The organism is Caulobacter endophyticus, from assembly GCF_003116815.1.
In the GTDB taxonomy this organism is placed as follows: domain Bacteria; phylum Pseudomonadota; class Alphaproteobacteria; order Caulobacterales; family Caulobacteraceae; genus Caulobacter; species Caulobacter endophyticus.
This window is the reverse complement of sequence record NZ_QDKQ01000077.1, coordinates 276465-302348: the sequence shown is the minus strand read 5'-3', so window position 1 is coordinate 302348 and position 25884 is coordinate 276465. Positions and strand designations below refer to the sequence as shown.

Annotated in this window: 20 protein-coding genes; 7 read left to right on the top strand and 13 right to left on the bottom strand. The window is 68.2% G+C overall.

Features of this window, described 5'->3' with window-relative positions; translation table 11 throughout:
• Nucleotides 1–87: 87 nt before the first annotated feature.
• Nucleotides 88–1299: a dipeptidase gene (locus DDF67_RS24775; protein ID WP_109455393.1), complete on the top strand. Its 1212-nt coding sequence runs from the start codon at nt 88–90 to the stop codon at nt 1297–1299.
• A gap of 48 nt (nt 1300–1347) precedes the next feature.
• Here the strand turns inward: DDF67_RS24775 and DDF67_RS24770 are convergent, their stop codons facing one another.
• Both DDF67_RS24770 and ilvD read right to left on the bottom strand, forming a co-directional pair.
• Nucleotides 1348–2664: an O-acetylhomoserine aminocarboxypropyltransferase/cysteine synthase family protein gene (locus DDF67_RS24770; RefSeq protein ID WP_109455392.1), complete on the bottom strand. Its 1317-nt coding sequence runs from the start codon at nt 2662–2664 to the stop codon at nt 1348–1350.
• Between the two features lie 147 nt (nt 2665–2811).
• Nucleotides 2812–4668, bottom strand: a complete 1857-nt coding sequence (gene ilvD, locus DDF67_RS24765) for a dihydroxy-acid dehydratase (protein ID WP_109455391.1) — start codon at nt 4666–4668, stop codon at nt 2812–2814.
• 96 nt (nt 4669–4764) lie between these two features.
• Here ilvD and DDF67_RS24760 point away from each other — a divergent pair, with 96 nt between their 5' ends.
• The gene (locus DDF67_RS24760; RefSeq protein WP_109455390.1) at nt 4765–5661 is read left to right on the top strand and encodes a LysR family transcriptional regulator; all 897 of its coding nucleotides are present in this window, start codon (nt 4765–4767) and stop codon (nt 5659–5661) included.
• A 13-nt stretch (nt 5662–5674) separates the two neighbouring features.
• On the opposite strand, the gene DDF67_RS24755 is transcribed toward DDF67_RS24760, so the two are convergent.
• Nucleotides 5675–8467: a TonB-dependent receptor gene (locus DDF67_RS24755; RefSeq protein ID WP_109455389.1), complete on the bottom strand. Its 2793-nt coding sequence runs from the start codon at nt 8465–8467 to the stop codon at nt 5675–5677.
• 269 nt (nt 8468–8736) lie between these two features.
• Here DDF67_RS24755 and rhaT point away from each other — a divergent pair, with 269 nt between their 5' ends.
• The 4 genes from rhaT (at nt 8737) to DDF67_RS24735 (ending at nt 12032) form a co-directional block, all read left to right on the top strand.
• Nucleotides 8737–9801 (top strand): L-rhamnose/proton symporter RhaT, encoded by a 1065-nt coding sequence (gene rhaT, locus DDF67_RS24750; protein WP_233247764.1) that lies wholly within the window; start codon nt 8737–8739, stop codon nt 9799–9801.
• 158 nt (nt 9802–9959) lie between these two features.
• Entirely contained in the window at nt 9960–11471 is a 1512-nt protein-coding gene (locus DDF67_RS24745; protein WP_199229335.1) for a DHA2 family efflux MFS transporter permease subunit, read from the top strand.
• Between the two features lie 93 nt (nt 11472–11564).
• Nucleotides 11565–11795: a DUF5961 family protein gene (locus DDF67_RS24740; protein WP_109455387.1), complete on the top strand. Its 231-nt coding sequence runs from the start codon at nt 11565–11567 to the stop codon at nt 11793–11795.
• A 54-nt stretch (nt 11796–11849) separates the two neighbouring features.
• Nucleotides 11850–12032, top strand: coding sequence for a hypothetical protein (locus tag DDF67_RS24735; RefSeq protein ID WP_146198094.1), 183 nt, complete (start codon nt 11850–11852; stop codon nt 12030–12032).
• A gap of 4 nt (nt 12033–12036) precedes the next feature.
• Here DDF67_RS24735 and DDF67_RS24730 read toward each other — a convergent pair whose 3' ends face one another.
• The 4 genes from DDF67_RS24730 to DDF67_RS24715 form a co-directional block, all read right to left on the bottom strand.
• Nucleotides 12037–14058: a S9 family peptidase gene (locus DDF67_RS24730; RefSeq protein ID WP_109455385.1), complete on the bottom strand. Its 2022-nt coding sequence runs from the start codon at nt 14056–14058 to the stop codon at nt 12037–12039.
• Nucleotides 14059–14111: 53 nt separating this feature from the next.
• Nucleotides 14112–17213 (bottom strand): TonB-dependent receptor, encoded by a 3102-nt coding sequence (locus DDF67_RS24725; RefSeq protein WP_109455384.1) that lies wholly within the window; start codon nt 17211–17213, stop codon nt 14112–14114.
• A 105-nt stretch (nt 17214–17318) separates the two neighbouring features.
• Nucleotides 17319–18269: a FecR family protein gene (locus DDF67_RS24720; RefSeq protein ID WP_158278115.1), complete on the bottom strand. Its 951-nt coding sequence runs from the start codon at nt 18267–18269 to the stop codon at nt 17319–17321.
• On the bottom strand, nt 18263–18736 hold the full coding sequence (locus DDF67_RS24715; RefSeq protein ID WP_109455382.1) for an RNA polymerase sigma factor: 474 nt from the start codon (nt 18734–18736) through the stop codon (nt 18263–18265). Before DDF67_RS24715 ends, DDF67_RS24720 begins: the two co-directional genes overlap by 7 nt.
• 241 nt (nt 18737–18977) lie before the next feature.
• Here DDF67_RS24715 and DDF67_RS24710 point away from each other — a divergent pair, with 241 nt between their 5' ends.
• Nucleotides 18978–19778, top strand: a complete 801-nt coding sequence (locus DDF67_RS24710) for a universal stress protein (RefSeq protein ID WP_109455381.1) — start codon at nt 18978–18980, stop codon at nt 19776–19778.
• Here the strand turns inward: DDF67_RS24710 and mnhG are convergent.
• Genes mnhG through DDF67_RS24680 form a run of 6 tightly spaced genes read right to left on the bottom strand, consistent with a single transcriptional unit; the run spans nt 19765 to nt 25753 of the window.
• Complete coding sequence (gene mnhG / locus DDF67_RS24705; protein ID WP_109455380.1) at nt 19765–20133, bottom strand: monovalent cation/H(+) antiporter subunit G; 369 nt, start codon at nt 20131–20133, stop codon at nt 19765–19767. The two genes, DDF67_RS24710 and mnhG, sit on opposite strands and share 14 nt — an antisense overlap.
• A complete protein-coding gene (locus tag DDF67_RS24700; RefSeq protein WP_109455379.1) occupies nt 20130–20411 on the bottom strand; it encodes a K+/H+ antiporter subunit F in 282 nt (93 codons plus the stop codon). Before DDF67_RS24700 ends, mnhG begins: the two co-directional genes overlap by 4 nt.
• Entirely contained in the window at nt 20408–20899 is a 492-nt protein-coding gene (locus DDF67_RS24695; RefSeq protein ID WP_109455378.1) for a Na+/H+ antiporter subunit E, read from the bottom strand. The genes DDF67_RS24700 and DDF67_RS24695 overlap by 4 nt, the downstream gene beginning before the upstream one ends.
• Nucleotides 20896–22488, bottom strand: coding sequence for a monovalent cation/H+ antiporter subunit D (locus tag DDF67_RS24690; RefSeq protein WP_109455377.1), 1593 nt, complete (start codon nt 22486–22488; stop codon nt 20896–20898). Before DDF67_RS24690 ends, DDF67_RS24695 begins: the two co-directional genes overlap by 4 nt.
• Complete coding sequence (locus DDF67_RS24685; RefSeq protein WP_109455376.1) at nt 22485–22829, bottom strand: Na+/H+ antiporter subunit C; 345 nt, start codon at nt 22827–22829, stop codon at nt 22485–22487. Before DDF67_RS24685 ends, DDF67_RS24690 begins: the two co-directional genes overlap by 4 nt.
• On the bottom strand, nt 22826–25753 hold the full coding sequence (locus DDF67_RS24680) for a monovalent cation/H+ antiporter subunit A (protein WP_109455375.1): 2928 nt from the start codon (nt 25751–25753) through the stop codon (nt 22826–22828). The genes DDF67_RS24685 and DDF67_RS24680 overlap by 4 nt, the downstream gene beginning before the upstream one ends.
• Nucleotides 25754–25884 lie beyond the last annotated feature (131 nt).

The window sequence follows — 25884 nt, the reverse complement described above, 5'->3', positions numbered from 1 at the left end:
TAGCGTCAGATCGCGCCGACCAACGCGCCGAGGGGCCCGGCGCGCGGCGAGGCGCCCTACCCAACCAACGACAAGAAAGACGACGCCATGCTTCGCCCCGTTCTCCTGGCCACGGCCGCCGCCTTGACCCTGGCCAGCCCCGCTGCGGCCGCCGGTCTCGACGCCGCCGCCGTTCACGCCCGCACCCTGGTGCTCGACAGCCACGTCGACGTGCCGGCCGACCTGGGCGTCGGCGCGCACGAGGCCGCCATCGACGGCGACGGCCAGATCGACCTGCCCAAGCTCGAGCGCGGCGGGGTCGACGCGGCCGTGCTGGCGGTGTTCGTGGCTCAAGGTCCGCGCACGCCGGACGGCTACGCCCAGGCCCGCAAGGAGGCGGACGCCAAGCTGGCGGCCATCCGCGGCGTCGCCGAGCGCCACCCCGACCGCGCCGTCCTGGCGCTGAAGGCCGACGACGTCGAGGCCGCCGCCAAGGTCGGCAAGCGGGCGATCGTGGTCGGCTTCCTCAACGCCTATCCGTTCGGCGAGGACCTGGCGCCGATCGACGCCTACTACGCGTCGGGCGTGCGCAGCTTCGGCTTCGTCCACGCCGGCAACAACGCCTTCGCCGACTCCTCGCGCCCAAGCGGCGGGACCAAGGTCGAATGGGGCGGCCTGTCGCCCCTGGGCAAGCAGGCCGTGAGCAAGCTCAACGACCTGGGCGTGATCATCGACGTCTCCCAGCTGACGCCCGACGGGGTGAAGCAGGTGCTGGCGATCAGCCGCGCGCCGGTGGTGGCCAGCCATTCGGGCGTTCAGGGCGTGGTCGACAATCCACGCAACCTGTCGGACGCCGAACTCGACGCCATCGCCGCCCAGGGCGGGGTCGTGCAAGTCGTCGCCTTCGGGCCCTATCTGGTGCGGCTGACCGACGAACTCCGTCCGAAGGTGGCGGCGCTGCGAGTCCAGTACGGCCTGCCGGCCGCCTTCACGCGAGCCGCCGATGGGACCGAGGCGCTGTCGCCCGACAAGCGCAAGGACTACAGCCACGCCGTCACCGACCTTTTGCCCAAGGCGACGGTCAAGGACCTGGTCGACTCCGTCGACTATGCGGTGAGGCGCGTGGGGGTAGACCATGTGGGGCTATCGTCGGACTTCAACCACGGCGGCGGGGTGATCGGCTGGGCCAATGAGGGCGAGGCCGGGAATGTCACCGCCGAGCTGGTGGCGCGCGGCTATTCGGAGGCCGACATCGGCAAGCTGTGGGGCGGCAATTACCTGCGCGTCTTCCGCGCCGTGGAGCAGACCTCGAAGCACTGAACCAATATCAGGAAAGCCCGCTAGATCGCTGATCTGGCGGGCTTTTCTTTACTCGGCTGCGACCCGCAGACCTGCCGAGGCGGCCAGGGCCTGGTCGAGGTCGGCCAGGATGTCGTCGATGTGCTCCAGGCCGATCGACAGGCGCACATAACCTTCGGAGACGCCGGTGGCGGCCTGGTCCTCGGCGCTGAGCTGGGAGTGGGTGGTCGAGGCCGGGTGGATGGCCAGGCTCCGCGCGTCGCCGATATTGGCCACGTGGTAGAACAGCCGCAGGCTGTCGATGAACCGCTTGCCGGTCTCGCGTCCGCCAGCCAGTTCGAAGCCGACCAGGCCGCCGTAGCCGCCCGACAGGTAGCGTTCGGCCCGCTCGCGGCGCAGGCCGCCCTGGGCGGTGGGGTAGATCACCTGGATCACCTCCGGACGCTTGGCCAGGAAGTCGACCACGTCCTGCGCGTTCTGCGAATGGCGGGCGATGCGCAGCGGCAACGTCTCCAGCCCCTGCAGGATCTGGAAGGCGTTGAACGGCGACAGGGCCGCGCCGAGGTCGCGTAGCAGCACGGTGCGGGCCCGCAGGATGTAGGCGATGGGACCCAGCGGCTTGGCCGCCTGCGCCCAGACCGCGCCGTGATAGCTGGGGTCGGGGGTGTTGAGCAGGGGCTGGCGGTCGGGATGGGCCTCCCAGTCGAAATTGCCGCCGTCGATGATGACGCCGCCGATCGAGGTGCCGTGGCCGCCGATGTACTTGGTGGTCGAATAGACGACGATCGCAGCGCCGTGCTCCAGCGGCCGGGCCAGCAGGGGCGCGGCGGTGTTGTCCACGATCAGCGGGATGCCGTGCGCCCGGCCGATGGCGGCGACCTCGGCGATCGGGAAGACCGTCAGCTTCGGATTGGGCAGGGTTTCGGCGTAGTAGGCGCGCGTGCGCTCGTCGGTGGCGCGGGCGAAGGCCTGGGGATCCTCGGGGTCGACGAAGCGAACCTCGATCCCCTGGTCGCGCAGGGTGTTGGCGAAGAGGTTCCAGGTGCCGCCATAGAGGTCGGTGGAGCTGACGATGTTGTCGCCGGCCCGCGCCAGGTTCTGGATCGCGAAGGCCGAGGCGGCCTGGCCTGAAGCCACGGCCAGGGCCGCCGCCCCGCCCTCCAGCGCGGCGAGGCGCTGCTCCAGTATGTCGATCGTGGGATTGCCGATGCGGGTGTAGATGTTGCCCAGCTGGCGCAGCGCGAAGAGGTCGGCCGCGTGCTCGGCGCTTTGGAACTGATAGGACGTGGTCTGGTAGATGGGCGGCGCCACGGCGCCCGTGGTCGGATCGGCCCGCCAGCCGGCGTGCAGGGCCAGGGTCTCGGGATGCAGCTTTCGGTCGGACATCGGCTTCTCCTGAAGCTTTTTACGTCGATGCCGAAAACCTGACCCGTCCTGCCCTCCTCCGCACGACCGATATTCTCGCCGCGCGGGCAGAAAAACTCACCCCAGGATTGCGCGGCCGAGCCCTGGCGAACCCGGCCGCGCTCCGTCCTAGTTCTGGCGCTCGACCTGGCTGACGTCGCGCACCGCGCCACGGGCGGCGTTGGTGGTCATGGCCGCGTAGGCGCGCAGGGCGGGCGAAACCTCGCGCTTGCGATCCTTCGGCTTCCAGGCGTCCTTGCCCCGGGCTAGCTGGGCGGCATGGCGCTCGGCAAGGACCGTCTCGGAGACTTCCAGCTGGATGCCGCGATTGGGAATATCGATCAGGATGCTGTCGCCGGTCTCGACCAGGGCGATCAGGCCGCCTTCGCCGGCTTCAGGCGAGACGTGGCCGATCGACAGGCCCGAAGTGCCGCCCGAGAAGCGGCCGTCGGTGATCAGGGCGCAGGCCGCGCCCAGTCCCTTCGATTTCAGGTAGGTGGTCGGGTACAGCATCTCCTGCATGCCCGGCCCGCCCTTGGGGCCTTCGTAGCGAATGACCACGACCTCGCCAGCCGTGACCTTGCCGCCCAGGATGCCGCTGACGGCGTCTTCCTGGCTCTCGAACACGCGGGCCGTGCCGCGGAAGGTCAGGATCGACTCGTCGACCCCTGCCGTCTTCACGATGCAGCCTTCCGGGGCGAGATTGCCGAACAGGACGGCCAGGCCCCCATCCTTGGAGAACGGGTGCTCGACCGAGCGGATGACGCCCTTCTCGCGGTCCAGGTCCAGCTCTTCCCAGCGGGCGGCCTGGCTGAAAGCGACCTGGGTCGGTTTGCCGCCGGGCGCGGCGCGGAAGAACTCCTGGGCCGTGCCGCTGTTGGTGCGGCCGATATCCCATCGGGCCAGGGACTCGGCCATGGTGGCGGCGTGGACGGTAGGCTGGCTGGCGTCGATCAGGCCGCCCTTCTCCAACTCGCCCAGGATGGCGGGCACGCCGCCGGCGCGGTGGACGTCCTCCATGTGCACGTCGGCCTTGGCCGGCGCCACCTTCGACAGGCAGGGCACGCGGCGCGACAGGCGGTCGATGTCGGCCATCGAGAACTCGACGCCGCCCTCGCTGGCCGCCGCCAAGAGGTGTAGCACGGTGTTGGTCGAGCCGCCCATGGCGATGTCCAGGCTCATGGCGTTCTCGAACGCCTCGCGCGTGGCGATGCCGCGCGGCAGGGCCGTGACGTCCTCCTGCTCGTACCAGCGCTGGCAGAGATCGACGATCAGGCGGCCGGCTTCCTTGAACAGGGCTTCGCGGTCGGCGTGGGTGGCCAGCACCGAGCCGTTGCCGGGCAGCGACAGGCCCAGGGCTTCGGTCAGGCAGTTCATCGAGTTTGCGGTGAACATGCCCGAGCACGAGCCGCAGGTCGGGCAAGCGGCCTTCTCGATCGCCTCGACTTCTTCGTCGGTATATTTGTCGTCAGCGGCGACGACCATGGCGTCGACCAGGTCGAGCGAGCGGATCGCGCCCTTGATCTGCACCTTGCCGGCCTCCATCGGACCGCCCGAGACAAAGACCACCGGGATGTTCAGGCGCATGGCGGCCATCAGCATGCCCGGCGTGATCTTGTCGCAGTTGGAGATGCAGACGATCGCGTCGGCGCAGTGGGCGTTGACCATGTATTCGACCGCGTCGGCGATCAGCTCGCGGCTGGGCAGCGAATACAGCATGCCGCCGTGGCCCATGGCGATGCCGTCGTCGACGGCGATGGTGTTGAATTCCTTGGCCACGCCCCCGGCGGCCTCGATCTCACGGGCGACAAGCTGGCCCAGGTCCTTCAGGTGCACGTGGCCCGGAACGAACTGGGTGAAGCTGTTGGCCACGGCGATGATCGGCTTGCCGAAGTCGCTGTCCTTCATGCCGGTGGCGCGCCACAGGCCGCGGGCGCCGGCCATGTTGCGGCCATGGGTGGAGGTGCGTGAACGATAAGGAGGCATGGGAAAATCTCAGTGTCGGCTGTGGGGTTATTACCGCCGCTGACCGCGCGAGCAAAATATATTAAAAGGCGATCATTAAGTCGCACGAGATATTAGATGGACGTCCGGCAATTTCGTCATTTCGCCGCCGTGGCCGAGACGCTGCATTTCGGCCGGGCCGCCGAGCGGCTGCGCATGACCCAGCCGCCGCTCAGCCAGTCGATCATGGCGCTGGAGAAGGAACTGGGCGCGGCGCTGTTCGTGCGCACCAAGCGCAACGTGCGGCTGACGCCGCTGGGCGAGCAGTGGCTGCCGCAGGTCCAAGAGGCGCTGGCAGCGCTGGACGCCCTGCCGGGCGCGGCGCGGCGCATGCGCGACGGCCAGAGCGGCTTCCTGGCGCTGTCGTTCGTCAGCACCGCCGACTACAGCGTGCTGCCCTCGCTGGTGCGGCGCTATTCGCAGGCCTATCCGGAGGTGGAGATCCGCCTGTTCGAAGCCACCAGCGACGTGCAGTTGCCGGCCCTGGTCGAGGGCGAGCGGCACGCGGGCATCATCATCCCGCCGACCGACCAGCCCCTGCCCGCCGCCCTCTCCTACCGACGGCTGCTGCGCGAGCCGCTGGTGGCGGCCGTGCCCACCGCCTGGATCGACGAGGGACGCATCGCCAGCGACGCGGTGCTGTCGGCCGACGAACTGCTGGCCTCGCCGCTGATCCTGTTTCCAAAGCATGTGGCACCCAACTTCCACGACCTGGTCACCGGCCACTACCGTCTGCTGGGCGGCGAAGCGCGCATCGCCCAGGAAGCCATCCAGATGCAGACAATCATCAGCCTGGTGTCGAGCGGACTGGGCGTGGCGCTCGTTCCCGCCTCGCTGCGCAACCTGGCGCGCACGGGCGTCACCTATGTGCCGCTGGCCGGCGCCGCCCCCGAGCTGGAGACGGGCCTGGCCTGGCGCAAGGGCGAGATCAGCCCGACCCTGGCCAACTTCCTGAAGCTGACCGAGCCGGGCTGATCGTCGCTTTGCCCTAGAACTTCGCGCGGACGCCGAAGAACACGCGCGAGCCGAAGGTCTCGTTGCCGATGCGGCGAACGGCGTTGTTGTTCTCGATCCGCACTTCGTCGGTCAGGTTCACGCCCTCGAGGAAGACCGTGAAGTTGTCGTTGATGTTGTAGCTGGCTGAGGCGTCCAGCGAGCCGTAGGCCTCGTTGAATTCCGGCAGGCTGCCGCGGCCGGCGGCCGTGATCAGCCACTGGTCGCGCCAGTTGTACGAGGCGCGGGCGCTGAACTTCTCGTTCTCATAGTAGAGCGAGACGTTGTAGCTCTTACGAGACAGGCCCGGGAACGGCAGGATCTCGCCGGTCAAAAGGTTCGTGCCCTTGAAGCCCTGGTCCTTCTGGTAGGTGTAGTTGGCCAGGACGCCGAAGCCGTCGAACGGCGCGGGCAGGAAGTCGAAGGCGTACTGGCCGCCGATTTCCAGGCCGTTGATCGTCACCGCGTCGGTGCCGTTGACGGGACGGGTGATGTTGTAGGTCGTGCCGTCGATCACCTCGGCCGAGGCCTGGTTGATGATGAAGGACGAAATCTCCTTCCGGAAGTAGGTCGCCGAGATGAAGCTGTCCTTGGCGAAGTACCATTCCAGGCCTGCGTCGTAGGCCGTGGCCTCGAAGGGCTGCAGGTCGGGATTGCCGCGCGAGCCCGTCAGGCCGACGACGTCGATGCTGCGGCGCAGGGCCAGCTGGGCCGGCGCGGCGCGGGCCATCACCTTGCTGGCGGCGGCGCGGCCGATCAGCGTGCCGGGGATCAGCTCGAAGCGCAGATTCAGTGACGGCAGGGTCTTGGTGTAGCCGCCGTCCTGCGAGGCCTGCACGAAGTTCACCGTGCTGCCGCTCTGGACGCGGTTGTAGCCCGTCGAGGTGGTCTGGGTGTCGACGACGCGCACGCCGAGCGAGCCGCTGACGCGGACGGGCAGATCCTGGAAGTCGAAATTGGCCTGGACGTAGCCGCTCTTGGTCTTCTCCTCGACCGACCAGGTATCGAGGAAGGCCTGGAAGCTGCCCGGGCCGCCTGCATTCTGGGCAGTATTGGCGTTCGGGTTGACCGCGTAGACGTCGTTGACCAGGCCCGCCGTCGCCAGGGTGGCGGCGTAGGTGGCCATGGTGTTGTCGTTCCACTGGCGGATGCCGCCCGAATAGCCCAGGTCGCCGGTCTTGAAGAACGGGATGCTGTTGACCACCGAGTTGGTGTTGACGATCGTCTCGAGGGTCGCGCACGGGGCGGCCACGGCGATGATCGCGCCGCTGCTGGTGTCGCCGCGGCAGGTCAGGCGCGTGGTGCGCTGGTAGAGGATCTGGTCGGTCTCGAACTGACGGCCCTGGATGCCGGCCTTGATCGAGGTCAGCCAGGCGATGTTCGGCTTGTAGGTGACGTTGAACTGCTGGGCCGTCTCCTCGGAGGTGTTGTTCCGGGGATTGAACAGCGCATCGATGCGGTTGACGCCCTGGCCGGTGGTGACGTCCAGGCCCGGGAACGAGAAGTTCGGAGCCCGCTGGCCGCCGGTGTAGTCGACGACGGCGCGCGGCACGCCGAACACCGTGGCGGTCGAGTTGATCTCGTTGTTCTGGACCTCGGCGTTGGAGTAGTCGAGGCGGGCGTCGAACACCCACTGGCCGACCTTCCACTCACCGCCCAGGGCCGTGGTGTACTGGGTGCGCTCCAGATCGCCCAGGATGTTGCGGTAGGCCAGGTCCATCGGGAAGGCCGTGCTGCTGGTCAGCTCGATGTGATTGACCGTGTTGTCGGCGCCTAGCGTGGTCTTGCTGTAGTCGATCAGGCCGCCCGATGCCCCCAGTTGCAGGAACGAGCTGTTCACCTCTTCCTTGGCGGTGGCGTAGGTGGCGTCGAAATAGGCCTTGAAGCTATCGTTCGGACGCCATTCCACGACGCTGCTCAACGCTTTGCGCTCGGTCTCGCGGCGGTCGATGATCAGGCGCGGGATCTCGGGGATCCAGTCCAGCGTGCCGTCGCCATTGACGTCGGTGCTGCGTCCCGGGGTCGCGCCGGCGCCGGTGGCCGTGGCGGCCCGGCGAATCCAGCCGGTGGTGCGGGCGTTGTTGCTGTTGAGGTGACGGTTCTCCCAGGTGCCCGACAGCAGGACGCCCAGGGTGTCGCCGAAGAAGGTGCGGCTGCCGATCAGGGCCAGCTTGGGGTCGTATTCCTTGGCGAGGTTCGAGTAGACGCCCTGCACCGAGCCGGCGACGAAGGGCTTCTTGCTGTCGAACGGCCGGCGGGTGATGACCCGCACGGTGCCGCCGATGCCGCCTTCGGCCATGTCGGCCGTCGGCGACTTGACCACGTCCAGGCGCGAGACGAACTCGACGGGAATATCGCGGAAGTCGACTGCGCGGTCGCCGCCGCCGACCGTCAGCGAGAGGGCCGACGAGCCGTTGATCTCGACGCGGTTGAGGCTGGGATCGGCGCCGCGGATGCTGACGCCGCGGCCTTCGCCGTCCTGGCGGCTGATCTGCACGCCGGTCACCCGTTGCAGGGCTTCGGAGAGGTTCTTGTCGGGGAAGTCGCCGATGTCCTCGGCCGAGATGGTGTCGACCACCTGCAGCGAGTTGCGCTTGACGTCCATGGCGCTGCGCAGCGAGGCGCGGATGCCGGTGACGACGATTTCCTCGACGGCGTCGGGCTCGACGGTCTGGCCGGCGGCCGGCGCGGCCTGGGCGTGGGCGATGGCGGGGGCCGAAAGCAGGACGGCCGCGACGGCAAGGCGCGAGGCGCTGGCCCGCAGCTGGGCGCTGATGGTGGTCTTCATGTTTCCTCTCCAGTTGCGACTTGTCGTTGCTCAGGGCCATCCGGTGACGCCAAGGTCGACAAATTTCATATTATGGGATTAATTCCCTATAATCGGGACGATAACCGCGAAATCGTGCGCATGTCGAGCGCCACACAGTGTTTCCGGAAAGAAACGTCCTGAACCGTGTCCTTGCGGCGACGCTCGGGCCGGTTCGTTGACAAAGCCGCGCTCGGTCGCGATGATCCCAATAATTAGAAAATCATTCTGATATATGGGAGTTGACGCCAATGAATCCGCTTATGGGCGTTTTCTTCCATTGGCTAGGCGGCCTGGCCTCCGCCAGTTTCTATGTGCCCTTCCGCGGCGTGCGCCGCTGGTCGTGGGAAATCTACTGGCTGACCGGGGGCGTGTTCTCCTGGCTGTTTGCGCCCTGGTTCTTCGCCTCGCTCCAGACCCGCGACCTTCTGGGCGTGATGGGTCAGGTTCCCCCGCACATCGCCGGTCTGTGCATCCTGTTCGGCGTGCTGTGGGGCTTCGGCGGCCTGACCTACGGCCTGACCATGCGCTATCTGGGCCTCTCATTGGGCATGGCCGTGGTGCTGGGCCTCTGCACCGTCTTCGGCACGCTGATCCCGCCGCTCGTGCGAGGGACCTTCGCCGACGCACTGCTGACCACCACTTCTGGCCGCATCATCCTGCTGGGTCTGCTGATGACCGTCGCTGGCATCGTCGTCGTGGCCTGGGCCGGCGCCAAGAAGGATGGCGACCTGTCGCCGGAGGCGAAGCGCGCGGCCGTCGCCGAGTTCGACTTCAAGAAGGGCCTGGCCGTGGCGATCTTCTCCGGGATCATGTCGGCCTGCTTCGCCTTCGGCCTGGCGGCCGGCGAGCCGATCAAGGCGATCTCGGCGGCGGCGGGCACCGGCCCGCTGTGGACCGGCCTGCCGGTGCTGTGCCTGGTCATGTTCGGCGGCCTGATCACCAACGGCGTCTGGTGCGCCATGCTGATCGTCAAGAACCGCAGCGCCGGACAGTGGATCGGCCGCACCGTCGGCAAGGAGTCCGAGGACCGGCCGCCGCTGCTGGCCAACTACCTGCTCAGCGCCCTGGCGGGCGTGGCGTGGTACTTCCAGTTCTTCTTCTACACCATGGGCGAGAGCCAGATGGGCAAGTTCGGCTTCTCCAGCTGGACCCTGCACATGGCCAGCATCATCATCTTCGGCACCTTGTGGGGCTTCGCCTTCAAGGAGTGGAGGGACGCCCGCCCCGCCGTGCGCAACATGGTCTGGACCGGCGTGGCCCTGCTGGTCGGCGCCACCGTCGTCATCGGCTACGGCAACATGCTGGGGGCGTAGAACCCCCTTCCCTCGCCCGACACCGCCTGACGACTTGACCGGGCTCGTCGTTACGCACGAGTTTGCGGCCGCCCGTTCGACCGTCCAGGACCGCCTGTGCCCACAAGCCTTCCCCTCCTCGCCGCGATGCCCACGACTGTCCTTCAGGAGACGTGTGCGTGACGAGGCTGAGACGGCGCGGCCTGGCCTCGATCAATTCCGAGGTCCGCGACGGCATCCTGCCCGCCGCCGACGGCGTCACCCGGGCGCCCGCCGCGCCCGAGATCGACACCGCCAAGCGGCCGCCCTATCGCCTGGTCGCCGTTATCATCGCCTGCGCGCTGTTCATGGAGCAGATGGACGCCACGGTGCTGGCCACGGCCTTGCCGACCATGGCCCGCGACTTCGGCGTGCCCGCCACTAGCCTGAGCTCGGCCCTCACCGCCTATCTGCTGGCCCTGGCGATCTTCATTCCCGCCAGCGGACGCCTGGCCGACCGCTTCGGCTCCAAGACCGTGTTCCGCCTGGCCATCGCCATCTTCGTCGGCGGCTCGGTGCTGTGCGGCCAGGCGACCAGCCTGCCCTTCCTGATCTTCGCCCGCTTCCTGCAGGGCGTCGGCGGAGCGATGATGATCCCGATCGGACGCCTGGTGCTGCTGCGATCGGTGGCCAAGCAGGACATGGTCTCGGCGATGTCGTGGCTGATCATCCCGGCCCTGATCGGCCCGATACTGGGACCGCCGATAGGCGGCTTCATCGTCACCTATCTGGACTGGCGCTGGATCTTCTACCTGAACATCCCGATCGGGATCCTGGGCATCGCGCTGGTCACCCTGTTCATCGACGAGGTGCGAGGCGAGACACCGGTGCGCGCAGATCCAGTCGGCTTCCTGTTGTCGGGCGTATCGCTGGGATGCCTGCTGTTCGGCTTCGAAATGACCAGTCGCGACGGCGAGCTGCCCATGGCCCTTGCGCTGATCGCCGTGGGCCTGGTCGCCGGCGGTCTCTACCTGCGTCATGCCAAGCGAAGGGCCGACCCGATCCTCGATCTGTCGCTGATGGCCGTGCCGTCCTTCAGACTTTCGGTGATCGGCGGCTCGCTGACCCGCATCACCCAGGGCGCCCAGCCGTTCCTGCTGCCGCTGATGCTGCAGCTGGGCTTTGGCATGACCGCGGCGGCCAGCGGCACGATCACAATCGCCGGCGCCATCGGTTCGCTGGCGATGAAGAGCCTGGCCCCGCGCGTCCTGCGCCGCTTTGGTTTCCGCAACAGCATGATCGTCGGCGGGCTGGCGGCCAGCGCCGGCTATGCGGTCTGCGGCCTATTCCGGCCCAGTTGGCCGACCTGGCTGATCTTTCTGACACTGATGATCAGCGGCTTCTGCATGTCGTTCCAGTTCACCGCCTACAACACCATCGCCTATGACGAGATCCCGCCCGAGCGGATGAGCGCGGCGACCAGCTTCTACGCCACCTTCCAGCAGCTGATGCTGTCGCTGGGAGTGTGCGCCGGGGCGCTGGCCCTGCACTTGGGCATGCTGGCACGCGGCCATTCGGGCCCACGGCTGGCGGACTTCACCCTGGCCTTCCTGATCGTCACGGCGATCTCGGCCTCGGCGACGATCTGGAACCGGCGGTTCGCGCCCGACGCCGGCGCCGACCTCAGCGGCCGACGCCGGGACGACGACTAGCCGCGGACGTTCCGGGCGAGGTCTGGACGCCGCGCGTGGAAGAGCGTTGAATCCTCCGCGCTCGCCATGCGTTGAATGTCTGGAGGAAACGCCATGATCGAGACCCGCACCTTTCGCGTCCACGCCTTGCACGACGGCTGCGACCACGCCCATGGCGTCGATGCGGAGACGTTCGAGGAGGCCGCTGTGGCCTTCATGGAGGCCTGGCATCCGGAGGTGGATTCCTACGGCCAGGCGTCGGTCGTGGTCCGCGACGTCGAAACCGGCGTCGAGCACTGCTTCCGCGTCGACTTCGAGAGCGGCGAAACCGCGCCTTGCCAATAGATTTCGGCGGACCTGGGCCATGGGTCCACGCGTTGGTCGATCATGCAAATGTTCATGACCGACCCGATCGCGCCGCCGCAACCCGACCCCACGCCCGGCTCGCCGCCTCTCGAGATTCCGCCCGACGGCCCGCCGCCGGAGATTGAAGAGCCGGTCGTGCCCTTCGTCGACCCGCCGCAACCGCCGCCCCTCGATCCGGGCGATCCTCGCCCCTATGACAAGCCGCCGCTGCAGTAGCTCGTCAGTCGATGTCGTCCTTGGCGTCGGGAGCTCGGCTCCAGTCGTAGTCCCGGCCAAGGACGCGCTTGCTGAACCAGTCCATCTGCACGTTCACCTGGAACAGACGGTGGCGCAGTTCGCGGAAGTTATGCGGCTCGCGCGGAGCCAGGTAGAGCTCGGTCTCAACGCCTAGCGCCTTCAGCGCCCGGTGCAGCATGACCGACTGGGTCCAGGGTACGCGCTCGTCCTCGGCGCCGGCCAGGATCAGGGTCGGCGTCCTGACCTTGTCGAGCTGGCTGAGCGGAGAATTATCGACATAGAGGTCGCGTCGCGCCGCCGAGCCATAGGGCGGGGTCACGAACCACTCGCTGCGCTGCCAGCGGGTGTCGGACGTCAGGTACATCGACGGCCAATCGACTGCGCCAGCGCCCGACGACGCAGCCTTGAAACGGTCAGTGACGGTGATCAGGCGGTTGGTCATGTGGCCGCCGGCGCTCCAGCCCATGACTCCCAGCCTGTCCGGATCGACCAGCCCCTTGGCGATCAGGTTGTCGACGCCCGACAGCACGTCCTTGTCGGCATGGCGGAAGTAGCCGGCGTTCATGCCCTGCAGGAATTCGTCGCCATAGCCGGTGCCGCCCCGGTAGTTGACGCTGAGCGTCATCACGCCCTTGGCCGCCAGCAGCGGATTGAACCGGCTGTAGGCGAAGATGTTGAACACGTCGGACGAGCGCGGCCCGCCATGGCTCTGGACGATCAGCGGGTAGCGGCGGCCCGGCTGAAAGTCGAGGGGATAGGTCACCAAGCCTTCCAGCGCCTGGCCGTCGGGCGCGGTCCACTGGATCGCCTCCTGGCGCGGCAGGCGGAAGCGCTCGGCGATGTCGTCGTTCAGATGGGTCACCTGCACCGGCGCAGGCCGCGCCGGATCGATCCGGAACACCTCGCCCGGCGAGGTTGCCGAAGCCTTGAAGAACACCATGGTCTTGCCATTGCGGGTCAAGCTGACGTCGCCTGCCGCGTGGTCGCCGCGGGCCAGTGGCCGCACGGCCTCGCTCTTGACGTCGACGGCGAACAGCTCGCGGCGGACGCCGGTGGTGGCGGTGATGTAGATCTCGCGGCCGTCGGCCGACCAGACGGCGTCCTCGATCTCGTAGGGCAGGCCGTGGGCCAGTTCGCGCGGCGCGCCGCCGGCGGCCGGCATTACGAAGAGGTTGGGATTGACCGTGCCGTAGCGACCGTTCTCGGCCGTGGCCAGGAACAGCGCCGAGCGACCGTCGGGCGACAGGCGCGGACTGCTTTCCTGGAAGTCGTTGTCGGTCAGGCGGCGGTCGGCGCCCTTCCCGTCCTTCAGCCAAAGCTCGGACTTGGGATTATCGTCCAGCAGGTCGGATGGAGCGCGGCGATAGAGGATCGTTTCACCATCGGCGGAAAGGTCATAGGCCTCGACCTCGAACTCGCCCTCGATCACCGGCTCTGCCTTGCCATCGGCGAGGGTGATGCGCCACAGCCGGCCGCGGCCCTGCGGGGTCTCGAACGACAGCATGTCGTCCTTCTCGCGCTTGCGCTTGGCCATCGCCTTGCCGTCGGGCGCGGCGGCCAGGAAATAGATCGCCGAGCCATCGGGCGACCAGCGCAACGACGAGGGGCTGGTGCGCAGCTTGCCCAGGCGACGCGGCTCGCCGCCGTCGATTGGCGAAAGGTAGATCTGGCGCAGACCGTCGCCGTCGCGCTTGGCCACGAAGGCGAAGCCCTTCCCGTCTGGACCCCAGGCCGCGCCGGAGACCGGTCCCTCGATCATGCGGCGGGCGTCCGAGCCATCGAGACCGATGCGCCACAGGTCGCTCTGCATGGCGTTGGCCTTCCAGTCGACGCGGCCGACCGAATAGAGGACGAACCGACCGTCGGGCGAAACCTGCGGATCGGAAAGCTTCTCCAGGCCCACCAGATCGACGGCGGTCATGACGCGCGGGGCGGACCAGGCGATCGGTGCGGCGAGCGCGAGCAGGCCTCCGGCGGCCAGGGCCGCCAGGCGGGAAAGGGTCATGGGAAGCTCCGGGAAATAGGTTCGCCGGCGCCCGAAGGCGCCGGCGAGATGCGTCAGAACGCCAGTTGCAGACCCATGGTGAAGGTCCGGCCAGTGACGCCGTAGACGGCGCTGTAGTTGTAGTCGTTGCCCGACTCCGTGCCGCTGGGCAGGAACGGGCCTTCGTTGTCGAACACGTTCCGCACGGTGCCGAACACGCGCAGGTCCTTGTTCTTCGGGTCCGGGTAGAACCGCACCGACAGGTCGTGGCGCCAGAAGGCGTCGACGTTGAAGTACAGCGGATTGGCGAGGTTGGCGGCGGGCGAGTCGTTGTCGTCCACGGCTTCACCGGTGTAGGTCGCCGTCCACTGCAGGTTCCACTGGCGATTGCGCCAGGCAAGGCTGGCCTTGCCCTCGTGCTCGGACGAGCCGACTTCGCCGAGGTCGTCGGCGACGCTCGTGCCGTTGATGCCCGAGTAGCGTGTCTCCAGCTTCAGGCGGCGGCTGTAGTTGGCGCGGAAGGTGAAGTCGCCCGGCACATTCCAGCGGTCAAGGTCGAAGCGATAGCGCAGGGCCACATCGACGCCGCTGGCGCGCAGGTCGTCGAGGTTCTCCTCGAGGTTCAGGATCCTGGTGATCTGACCCTCGGCGTCACGGGTGATGACGTTGCAGAACCGGTTGTCCATGCCGCCGGTCGAGCCGTAGCACTCTGCCATCAGCTGGGCGTTCGACAGCGACGAGATCGCGTCGGTGACCTTGATGTCGTAGTAGTCGACACTGAGGTCGAAGCCGCGCAGGAACGACGGCTGGAGCACGAAGCCCAGCGTCAGGGTGTCGGCGGTCTCTTCCTTCAGGTCGACATTGCCGCCGTTGGGCGCGTTGACGCTCGTGACGTCCGAGACGAACACGCCATTGGCCGCGATGGTCGCGGCGATGCCCGCGTTAGAGCGGCAGTTCTGCGCCACTTGGCCGGTGGAGCTGGCCGTCACGCCCGAACAGATGTCGACGATCGCGTCGAAGTCGTCGCGGGGCGGCGAGTAGAGCTCGGTCGTGTCGGGCGCGCGCTGGGCCCGGCTCCAGGCCGTGCGGAAGCGCAGGCTCTTGACCGGGGCCCATTGCAGACCGCCGCGATAGCTGAGCGTCGTGCCGACGTTCTGCAGATTGTAGTCGGCGACGCGCACGGCGCCGTCGATCTCCAGCCGGTAGGCGAACGGCAGATCCTTCAGCAGTGGCGCGGAGGCCTCGACGAAGGCTTCCTTGGTCTTCACCACGCCGCTGTATTCGGGGATGTAGGCGAAGTTGGTCAGGCCGTTCTGGGTCAGCTCGTCGGTGGTCGTGCGGGTCTTGTCACGACGCAGTTCGAAGCCGAACGCGGTCTGGATCGGGCCGGCCGGCAGCTGGAACAGCTCGCCGGTCATGTGACCTTCGACGGTGTCCTGGCGGTTCTGCGGCCGGTACCAGACGTTGGCGCGGATATAGCTGGCCATTTCCGGCGTGATCGAGCCGATGCCGAACAGGTTCAGCGCCACGCAGCCGTCGGCGCGCGCGGCGGCGTCCCGGCACTGGATCACGCCGGCCGAGGTGCGCTCGGCGTTCAGGGCGTTCTTGACGTTGGCCATGTTCAGGCCGTTGCGGCGGACCTGATAGCCGTCGTACTCGCCGTAGCCGTAGGTCAGGCCCCAGTCCCAGTCGCCGAACGCCTTGCCTTCGGCGCCGGCCCAGCCACGCAGCGTGGTGCGGCGGTTGTAGATTTCCAGCTCGCCGACTTCCGTCATACGACGGCGGAAGTTGATCGTGGTGGTCGCCGCAGAATAGATCGCGGCCGGGACGTACGGATTGGTCCGCGAGATGTTGCCGATCGTGAACTCGTCGTTCACGCCGTAGGTGGTCGAATTGTAGAGGCCGTAGGGCTCGCGAACCGAGTTGGTGGTCACGCGCGAGGCCTGGAACTGGGCCCAGATCTTGAGGTCGGGCGTGACGTCGTAGGCGACCTTCAGCGCGCCGGACGAGCGCTTGGCCGGGGTGATCAGCGTGCCGTTGGTGCGGGTCTCGTAGCCGTTCACCGCGGTGACGAAGTTCTGCTTCAGGCCGCCTTCGTCGTAATAGAAGGCGTTGGTGCGGAAGCGGCCGCCGGGGGTGTAGGTCGACAGGTCGGGACCCGAGACCGTGTTCGCGACCGGATCATAGACCACCGATTGCAGCGCCCACTTGCGGTCGGTCGCGTTCAGGGCGTCCTGCTTCTCGAAGGTGCCGCCAGCCATGACGAACAGCTTGTCGTTCAGGAAGCGCTTGCCCGCCGCCACCGAGTATTCGGTGCTGCTGCCGCCGCCGTCGTCGGTGGCGCTGGCCACGACCCGCGCCTTGATCCCGTCCATCTTGGAGGTGGTGATGATGTTGACGACGCCCGAGATGGCGTCCGAGCCATAGACGGCCGAGGCGCCGCCGGTGCTGATTTCGACGCGGTCGATGAAGAACTGCGGGATGGAGCTGAGGCTCACCGCGTTCATGTTGCCGGCGTTGGAGACGGTGCGGTGACCGTCGATAAGGGTCAGGGTGCGGTTCTGGCCGAGGCCCCGCAGGCTGACGGTCGACAGGCCGTTGTCCTGCACCGCCGACTGGCTGGTCGACAGGTTCACGCCGATGTCGATGCCCGGCAGGTCGGTCAGGGCTTCGGCGATGTCGACATAGCCGCTTTCCTGAAGCTCCTCGCGCTCGATCTCGACGACGGGCGACGGACTGTCGAAGGTGGTGCGACGCAGGCGGGAGCCGGTCACCACAACCTCTTCAACCTCGACAGCAGGGCTTTGATCTACGGCCTGGAACGAGGCCGGCTGAAGGGTGGCCGCGGGGGCCGCGCCGGGCGCGCGGACGATCAGGGCGCCGGCGCCGTCCTCGACGACTTCCAGGCCGGTCGCGCCAGCCATGCGGCGGGCAGCTTCCAGCGGCGTGTACTTGCCGACCACGGCGGACGAACGGCGGCCCGCGACCGTCTTGGGCGAGAACAGGATATTGGTTCCGGTCTCCTTGCCCAGCTCGCGCAGCGCCTTGTCCAGCGACTGCGCCTGAACGTCCACGACCACCGTCTGGCCAAAGGCCGCCCCGGCCGTCAGCAGAACGCCCACCGCCGCGGATCCCGCCAGCATGCGGCGCAGGCGGCCGTCTTTCCCCATCATCATGAAATTCTAGTCCCCTCTCAGCCCGACGTTTTCGGGCTTAAGAGGCCTGACGACGGAGGTCGATTTTTCCTCAGCAACTTTTTTCGAGCGGCCTGCGCGACCAGTTCATGCCCCGCCGCGCGGCTCGATCAGCAGGCCGCCGCCGTTGGCGCGAACGTCGAGGTCCAGCAGCGTCGCCACCGAGCGGGCGAAGGCCTCGTTGTCGCCGGCCTTGTAGACGCCGCTGATCCGCAAGGTCTCCAGCGCCGGATCGGATAGCACGATGCGCCGGCGGCTGTAGCGGTTCATCTCGGCCAGGGCCTCGACAAGGGTCTGGTCGTCGAACACTGCCTGCCCGAAGCGCCAGGCCGTGGCAGACTGCACGTCGGCGATCTCGCGGCGCGCGGGCCCCTGCCCCGCCGCAACGACCCGCTGGCCGGCCGAGGCGGTGATGCGCCCCGACGGCTGTCCAGGAGTCATGACCAGCACCTGCCCCTCGACCGCAACCACTGACACGGTCTGCGCCAGCACAGACACGCCGAAGGCGTCGCCGCCGTCGCCGACGATCTCGCGGCCCTCGGCGGCCACCACGAACGGCCTGACCGGATCGCGGGCGGCGCGAAAGAAGGCGCGCCCCCTGTCCAGGCCAGCCCTGCGCTGGCGGCCGTCGATGCGGACGCTAAGCCGGCTGTCGGCGTCGAGCAGCACCGAGGAGCCGTCATCCAGGTGCAGGGTCCGTGTCTCGCCCACGCCCGTGGCGTAGACCTCGGGCGCCAGGGCCAGCCAGCCCAGGCCGACCGCCGAGACGCCGGCGCCAGCCAGCACCGCGCGGCGGGCCAGGCGCACCGGCGGCTTACGCGGCGAGACGACGGCGATTTCCGGATCGTGGCGCAGGGCGCCGGCCAGCTCCCAGGTGGAGGTCAGGGTGTCGAAGGTCGTGCGGTGATCCTCGGAACGCTCAAGCCAGGCCTTGAAGCCAGCCTCGTCCCCCCCGGTGCGCGAGTCGCTGCGCAGGCGCGCCAGCCAGTCGGCCGCTTCGCGGCGGACGGCTTCGAGATCGCGCTCAGGCTTCACCACTTCTCGGTCCATTTCGTCAGGAAGAGGGCCGCCTTGGCCACGTGCTTTTCCACCGCGCTGACCGTGATGCCCAGCCGCTCGGCGATCTCCCGATACTTCAGCCCTTCCAGTCGGTGAAGCAAAAAGACTTCGCGTGTCCGCGGGCTGAGGCGCGCCAACCCAAGCTTGAGCCGCGCCAGGCGCTCCCGCGCCCGCAGAACCTCGTCCTGAAGCGGGCCTGCGTCGGCCAGAGCGTCCTCGACGAAGTCCAGGGCTTCCTCCGGACGGCGCGCGCGCTGACGGCGCTCGTCGATCGCCAGATTGACCGCGGCGCGGGCGACGAACCCTTCCGGATTGCTGAGCGTGTTGGCGCGCCGATACTCCAGCATGCGCACCATCGCCGACTGCACGACGTCTTCGGCCCCCGCGGGATCACGGGTGATCCGCGCGATCCGGCGCACGAGCCCGCGCCAACCCTCGTCCTTCAAAGCTGCTCGCCTCTGCCCGCCCTCGGTGGCGCGCTTCTTCTGTCTGGGCGCGCCGTGCCGTCAACGGCCTAGCTCTGCAAGCGGACGCTTCGCGCGTCAACTGCCCGCCGCGCAGGCGCCGAAATAGCCGAGCAAAGACAAGGCGCAGCGGCTGCGCAACCTCAGATGACGACCCTTTTTGCGTTGCAACGCGTGCGAGCCAAGGCCAACCTCGATGCGTCCGTCAGTAAGGAGTTCGCCGATGACCCATCCCGTGCGCTTGATCCTGGTGGCGACCGACCTTACCGCGCGCAGCGATCGCGCCGTCGACCGGGCCCTGGAACTGGGCCGTGAGTGGAACGCCGACGTGCACGTGGTCCACGCCATCGAGCGCGACGCACCGACCACGGCGCTGGACGTGCGTCGCGTGTTGCCCGGTCCGGGCGCCAAGGCCAGCGTCAGCCTGCCTTCCGGACCCGCGCCCAAGGCGATCACCGACACCGCGCGCGAACTGAACGCCGACCTCCTGGTTACCGGCGTCGCCCGCTACAACGATCTTGGCGACTACCTGCTGGGAACAGCGGTGGATCATGTCGTCCGCAACGCCGCCGCGCCCGTGCTGGTGGTCAAGCAGAGACCCCACGGCCCCTACCAGCGCCTGCTCGTCGCATCCGACTTCTCGAAAGGCGCCAAGGCCGCGCTGCTGGCCGCGGCGGCTATGTTCCCCGAGGCCAGGCTGCATCTGGTCCACGCCTATCACGTACCGTTCGAAAGCCGGATCAAGTCGGACGACATCCGCGACATCGCCCGCTCGGAGGCACAGCAGAAGCTCGACGCCCTGCTGGCCGAACTGCCCAAGGAACTGCGCGGCCGTATCGAACCTCACCTGGCGGCGGGCGAGCCTGGAACGGTGCTGGACGAGGTGGCCGGGGACGTCTGGCCCGACCTCGTGGTGATCGGCGCGCACGGGGTCAGCGGCCTCGTTCAGGCCGCGCTCGGCAGCGTCGCCTCTTCGCTGCTGCAGCGCATCGCGGCCGACACGCTGGTGGTCAAGGAAGGCTAGGTGTCGAAGGCTCGGGCTCGTCCGCCGCCTCGTCGCGGGCGAACTCGGTCCGGTCTCGAAACAGAGCCGCGCGCCCAAGCAGGATCAGGGTCACCGGCGTGGTCACCGTCAGGAAGACGCCGATCAGCAGCTCCCTGGGCATGAACCGCCCCTCGATCAGCGTGAAGAACAGGATCGAGGCGGCGACGATCAGCGCCATGCCCAGAGTCGCCCCCAGGGTCGGGGCGTGGACACGCTCGTAGAAGGTCTTGAAGCTGCAGAGGCCCACGGCGCCGAGAAACGACAGCGCCGCTCCGGCCAGGGCCAGCAGGCCCACCACCACGCAGGCCCAGGCGGGCAGGTCAGCCACGCTCATTCGATCACCTCGCCGCGCATCAGGAACTTTGCCAGAGCCACCGTGGCGGCGAAGCCCAGCATGCCGATGATCAGCGCCGCGTAGAAATAGATCGAGCCGCCGGTGCGTATGCCGAACACCAGCAGGAGCAGCATGCCGTTGAGGTAGAAGGTGTCGAGGCCCAGCACGCGGTCCTGGGCGCGGGGACCGCGCACGGCGCGCCAGGCGGCCAGCGCCATCGCCGCCACCAGCAGCGCCTGGGCGATGGTCAGGCCCCAGAACAGGATGGCCTGGCTCATTCGAAGATCTCCATCAGGCGGCGCTCGTAGCGGTCCTTGATCAGGTGGATCCACTCGTCCTCCTCGACCAGGTCCAGCACGTGCAGCAGCAGGCGGCCGGTTGCGCTGTCGTACTCGACCCACAACGTGCCGGGCGTCGCGGTCAGGATGACGGCCAGCACCGCCAGGGCGTAGCGGTCCTTCAGGTCCAGCGGAACATGGATGAAGCCCGATTGGCGCTCATGCCTGCGCCGCCCCAGGATGATCGCGGCCACCGCCCAGTTCGAGCGCAGCACGTCGATCACGACACAGCCAGCCAGGGCGACGATGGCCCCCGGCGAGCGGATAGGGATCGTCTGGGCGTCGAGCGCCCGCATTACCTGGGGCGTGGCCAGGGCCAGGACGGCCGCCAGGGCGATCGACGGCGGCCCGACCGAACCGCTCATCAGTAGCGAGGTCACAAACAGGCCCAGCGCCAGGAGCGGATGGGGAAGCAGCGCACGGATCATGGCGTCGTCCCCAGCACGGCGCGGATGTAGGCGTCTGGCCGACCCAGCCACTCGGCGGTGTGCTCGGCAAACCCGAGCCCGGCGCCGCCAAAGATCGCCAGCAGCACGCAGGCCGCCAGCAGGCCGCCCATGCCGGCCAGCTCGGCCGCGCCGACCACCAGTTCAGGAGCGTCGTCGTCACGGGCCCAGAGGGCGCCTACGCCCAGGCGCGTCAGGCCGATCAGCCCGCCCAGGCTGGACAGCGACAAGCCGACGATCACGGCTATGCTGGCCGGGCTGACCGAACGCGCCAGACCGTCCAGCATGGCCAGCTTGCCGATGAATCCCGACAGCGGCGGCAGGCCGGCGATCATCAGGGTGCAGATCAGGAAGGCCCCGCCCAGCGCCGCGACGGCGGCGGGGATGACCAGACCAGGCTCGTTGCGCTCGTCGTCGTCGAACGGGTCGCGGTACTCGTCGTCGAACACCGCCCGTTCGCGCTGGCCGCCGGAATCGACGCCCCGCTGCAGCACCTCGGCCAGCAGGAACATCGCCCCGCAGGCCAGGGTCGAACCGATCAGGTAGAAAAGCGCCCCGCCCAGCACGGCCTTGTCGCCGACGCCGGCCACGGCCAGGATCGTCCCGGACGAGACCATGACGGCGTAGGCGCCGGCACGCGACAGGTCGCGCGAGGCGATCAGGCCCAGCGTCCCGAAGGCCAGGGTCGCCAGGCCCGCGACCAGCAGCCATGGCTGGCCGAAGTGGGCCGAGGCCCCCGCCCCGTCCCCGAACGCCAGCAGGCTCAGCCGCAGCACCACATAGACCCCGACCTTGGACAGGATGGCGAAGGCCGCCGCCGACGGCGCGCTGGCGGCCGTATAGGTCGGAGCCAGCCAGAACCCCAGCGGCCAGGCCGCGCACTTGATCAGGAAGGCCGTACCCAGGATGGCCGCGCCGACATGCAGCAGGCCGCGGTCGTCCGGCGCGATGGTCCGCACCTTCAGGGCGAACTCGGCCATGTTCAGCGTGCCGGTCACGCCATAGAGCAGCGACACCCCGATCAGGAACAGCAAAGAGGCTGTCAGGTTGATGGCGATGTAGGTCAGGCCCGCCCTGATCCGCGCCTCGCCCGAGCCGTGCAGGGCCAGGCCGTACGAGGCCGCCAGCATGATCTCGAAGAAGACGAACAGGTTGAACAGGTCGCCGGTCAGGAAGGCGCCGTTGACGCCCATGATCAGGAACAGGAACAGGGCGTGGAAACGCGGCCCGGCCCGGTCCCAGCGCGCCAAGGCGAAGGCCAGGACCCCGGCGCCCAGCACGCTGGTCAGCGCCACCATCATCGCCGACAGCCGGTCGGCCACCAGCACGATGCCGAACGGCGCGGACCAGTCTCCGAGGCGGTAGACGCGGGCGGTGTCGCCGCCGTCGACCGCGCCGGTCATGCTTTCGTGCAGCAGGGCCAGGGCGACCAGCAGGATGGCGGCCATGGCGGTGAGGCTGATGACGCTCTTCAGCCGTCGCCGGCGCTCGTCGAACAACAGCATCGCCGAGGCCATGACCATCGGCAGCAGGATCGGCAGCAAAATCAGGTGATGATCCCAGAGACTCATTCGGCCGGCTCCCGACCGTCGACGTGGTCGCTGCCGGTCGCCCCGCGCGAGGCCAGCAAGACCACCAGGAACAGGGCCGTCAAGGCAAAGCTGATGACGATCGCCGTCAGCACCAGGGCCTGGGGCGTCGGGTCCGCGTACAATTCCGGCCGCTCGGCGCCCTTGGCCGTGATAGGCGGCATGCCCGAACGAAGACGCCCCATCGAGAAGATGAACAGGTTCACCGCGTAGGACAGCAGCGACAGCCCCTTGATCACCTGGAAGGTGCGGGGCCGCAGAAGCAGCCAGGTTCCGGCGGCCGACAGTACGCCGATGGCGGCCGCGAGCACGAACTCGGTCATGCGCCCCCCTCCGCTTGCTCGGCTTCGGCGTCGTCCCTGGCGCGGCGTAGCGACTGGTGGGCCAGGGCCACCAGCATCAGGACCGTAGCGCCGACCACCAGCAGCACGACGCCCAGATCGAACACCACTGCGCTGGCCAGCGGGACCTGGCCCAGCAGAGGCAGGTTCACGTACTGGAAGGCCGAGGTCAGGAACGGGCGGTTGAAGCCGATCGCCACCAAGCCGCAGCCGGCGGCGATGGTCAGGCCCCAGCCGATCCAGAGGATCGGACGCAGCAGCAGCCGCTCCTCCACCCAGCGCGCGCCATTGGCCATGTATTGCAGCAGCACCGCGATCGACAGCGCCACCCCCGCCGCGAAGCCGCCGCCCGGCAGGTCATGGCCCCGCAGGAAAAGGTGAACCGCCAGCACGATGACGAAAGGAAACATCCAGCGCATGACGACGCGCGGGATCAGCATGGTGTCGCGCAGGGCGTCGCCGGCCTTGCGGCCTTCGGCGACCGGACCCGCACGCTCGCGCGCCTGCTTCTGGTTGGGCGCCGGCAGGCTATCGCTGGCCGGGCGGAAACGGCGCAGCAGCGCCAGCACCGTCAGGCCCACGATACCCAGCACCGTGATCTCGCCGAAGGTGTCGAAGGCGCGGAAGTCGACCAGGATGACATTGACGACGTTGCGGCCGCCGCCCTCGCTGTAGGCCCGCTCGACGAAGAAGCGTGAGATGCCCTCGACCATCGGCCGGGTCATGACCGCGTAGGAGACGAAGGCCAGGGCCAAGCCGACGACGGCGGCGATGACGAGGTCCACGCGCCGGCGTCGGCGCGAGCGGACCAGTTCGGCCCGGGAGGCCTGGATGTCCTCGCGCCGCTTGGGCAGCCAGCGCAGGCCCAGCAGCAGCAGAACGGTGGTGACCACCTCGACCAGCAGCTGCGTCAGGGCAAGATCGGGCGCCGACATCCAGACGAAGGTGATGCAGCTGACGAGGCCAGCAGCGCCCATCAGAACCACCGCGGCCAGGCGGTGATACTTGGCCTGCCAGGCGGCCGCGACGGCGCAGCCGCCGCCGGTCAGCCAAAGGGCTGCGAAGATAAATTCGGACGCGCCGGGCGATGACCAGGACGGTCGGATCGCCACCCCGCCGGCGAAGGCGGCCGCCGCTCCGGCCGCCAGGGCGGCAAGTACGACCAGACGCAGTTGCGGCTGCATCCGCTCGGTTCCCAGGCGGCTCTCGACCCAGCGAGCGCCCTTGACGATGCCCGTCATGGCCTTCTCGAAGAGATAGCCGCCGTTGAGACGCTTCAGGCCCCAGGGACCGCCTCGCGGGTTGGTGTTCAGCTTCTGGCCGAAGATCGCGTAGGCCAGGACGCCGCCGCCGAGCGCCAGCACGCTGAGCAGCAGGGGCATGTTGAAGCCGTGCCAGAGCGCCAGGCTGTAGTAGGGCAAATCATCGAAGCCGAGCACGGCGACGGCCGCGCTGCGCAGGAACGGGCCGACGGTGATCGCCGGCAGCACCCCGACCAGCAGGCACAGCGCCACCAGAATCTCGACCGGGCGACGCATCCAGGCCGGCGGCTCATGCGGAACCCTGTCCAACGCCGTCGGCGGCGGGCCGAAGAAGGTCGCCAAGATGAAGCGCAGCGAATAGAGCACGCCGAACGCGCTCGCCAGCGTGGCCAGCACTGGCAGGGCCGCATTCAGGGCGTGCCCGTCGCTGCCGGCCACCACCTCGGCCAGGAACATTTCCTTCGACAGGAACCCGTTCAGCAGCGGGACACCGGCCATAGCGGCGGCGGCGACGATGGCCAGGGTGCCGGTGATGGGCATGAACTTGTAGAGGCCGCTCAGCTTGCGCATGTCGCGAGTGCCGGCCTCGTGGTCGATGATGCCCGCGGCCATGAACAGCGAGGCCTTGAAGGTGGCGTGATTGACCGTGTGGAAGATGGCCGCGATCGCCCCCAGCGGCGAGCCCAGCCCCAGCAGCAGGACGATTAGGCCAAGATGGCTGATGGTCGAATAGGCCAGCAGACCCTTGAGGTCGTGCTGGAAGATGGCGCACCAGGCGCCGATCAGCAGCGTGGCCACGCCCGCCCCGGCGACGACGAAGTACCAGAGCTCGGTCTGGCCGAAGATCGGCCACATGCGCAGCAGTAGGAAGATCCCGGCCTTCACCATGGTCGCCGAGTGCAGATAGGCGCTGACCGGGGTCGGCGCGGCCATGGCGCGCGGCAGCCAGAAGTGAAACGGGAACTGGGCGCTCTTGGTCAGAGCGCCCATCAGCACCAGCGCCAAGGCCACGACCGAGCGAGGATCGGCGAGGATCACGCTCTTGGCGGCCAGAACGTCGTCGAGATCATAGCTGCCGGCGATGCCGCCGATCAGGATCATGCCGACCAGCAGGCACAGCCCGCCCAAGGCGGTGACCGTCAGGGCCATGCGCGCGCCTTCACGCGCCGAGGCGTTCTGGTGCCAGTAACCGATCAGCAGGAACGAGAAGAGGCTGGTCAGCTCCCAGAAGACCGCCAGCTGGATCAGGTTGCCCGACAGCACCACGCCCTGCATCGCGCCCATGAAAGCCAGCAGGAACGAGAAGAACCGCGGCACCGGGTCCTTCGGCGACATGTAGTAGCGCGCGTAGAGCACGACGAGCGCGCCGATTCCGAGGATCAGGGCGGCGAAGATCCACGACAGCCCGTCCAGCCGCAGGATCAGGCTGACGCCCAGCGACGGCAGCCAGGGAATCGCCAGCCGCAGCACCTCTCCATCCGCGAACCTCGGCCAGAGCGCGGCCAGGCTCACCAGGGAGACCAGCGACACCAGCCACGAGAGAATCGCCGCCGCCGTCCGCGCATGTCGCGGAAGGCCGGCCGCCACGGCCGCGCCGAGGAACGGCGCCGCCAGAATGACGAGAAGGAGCAGGTTGGAAGACAAAACGGTTGGGGGCCTCCTGCCACGGAACGGGTCTAGCCGGGGTCCGACGCCTAACAGGCCTCGATGACCAGCATAGGAAGACCATTCCCATGCGTCAAAGCGACGGTTCCGAAAGTCACGCTTCGTCACAT

Coding starts and splice junctions, on each gene's coding strand:
- DDF67_RS24775 (WP_109455393.1), top strand. CDS start 88: ATGCTTCGCCCCGTTCTCCTGGCCACGGCCGCCGCCTTGACCCTGGCC.
- DDF67_RS24770 (WP_109455392.1), bottom strand. CDS start 2,664: ATGTCCGACCGAAAGCTGCATCCCGAGACCCTGGCCCTGCACGCCGGC.
- ilvD (WP_109455391.1), bottom strand. CDS start 4,668: ATGCCTCCTTATCGTTCACGCACCTCCACCCATGGCCGCAACATGGCC.
- DDF67_RS24760 (WP_109455390.1), top strand. CDS start 4,765: ATGGACGTCCGGCAATTTCGTCATTTCGCCGCCGTGGCCGAGACGCTG.
- DDF67_RS24755 (WP_109455389.1), bottom strand. CDS start 8,467: ATGAAGACCACCATCAGCGCCCAGCTGCGGGCCAGCGCCTCGCGCCTT.
- rhaT (WP_233247764.1), top strand. CDS start 8,737: ATGAATCCGCTTATGGGCGTTTTCTTCCATTGGCTAGGCGGCCTGGCC.
- DDF67_RS24740 (WP_109455387.1), top strand. CDS start 11,565: ATGATCGAGACCCGCACCTTTCGCGTCCACGCCTTGCACGACGGCTGC.
- DDF67_RS24735 (WP_146198094.1), top strand. CDS start 11,850: ATGACCGACCCGATCGCGCCGCCGCAACCCGACCCCACGCCCGGCTCG.
- DDF67_RS24730 (WP_109455385.1), bottom strand. CDS start 14,058: ATGACCCTTTCCCGCCTGGCGGCCCTGGCCGCCGGAGGCCTGCTCGCG.
- DDF67_RS24725 (WP_109455384.1), bottom strand. CDS start 17,213: ATGATGATGGGGAAAGACGGCCGCCTGCGCCGCATGCTGGCGGGATCC.
- DDF67_RS24710 (WP_109455381.1), top strand. CDS start 18,978: ATGACCCATCCCGTGCGCTTGATCCTGGTGGCGACCGACCTTACCGCG.
- mnhG (WP_109455380.1), bottom strand. CDS start 20,133: ATGAGCGTGGCTGACCTGCCCGCCTGGGCCTGCGTGGTGGTGGGCCTG.
- DDF67_RS24700 (WP_109455379.1), bottom strand. CDS start 20,411: ATGAGCCAGGCCATCCTGTTCTGGGGCCTGACCATCGCCCAGGCGCTG.
- DDF67_RS24695 (WP_109455378.1), bottom strand. CDS start 20,899: ATGATCCGTGCGCTGCTTCCCCATCCGCTCCTGGCGCTGGGCCTGTTT.
- DDF67_RS24690 (WP_109455377.1), bottom strand. CDS start 22,488: ATGAGTCTCTGGGATCATCACCTGATTTTGCTGCCGATCCTGCTGCCG.
- DDF67_RS24685 (WP_109455376.1), bottom strand. CDS start 22,829: ATGACCGAGTTCGTGCTCGCGGCCGCCATCGGCGTACTGTCGGCCGCC.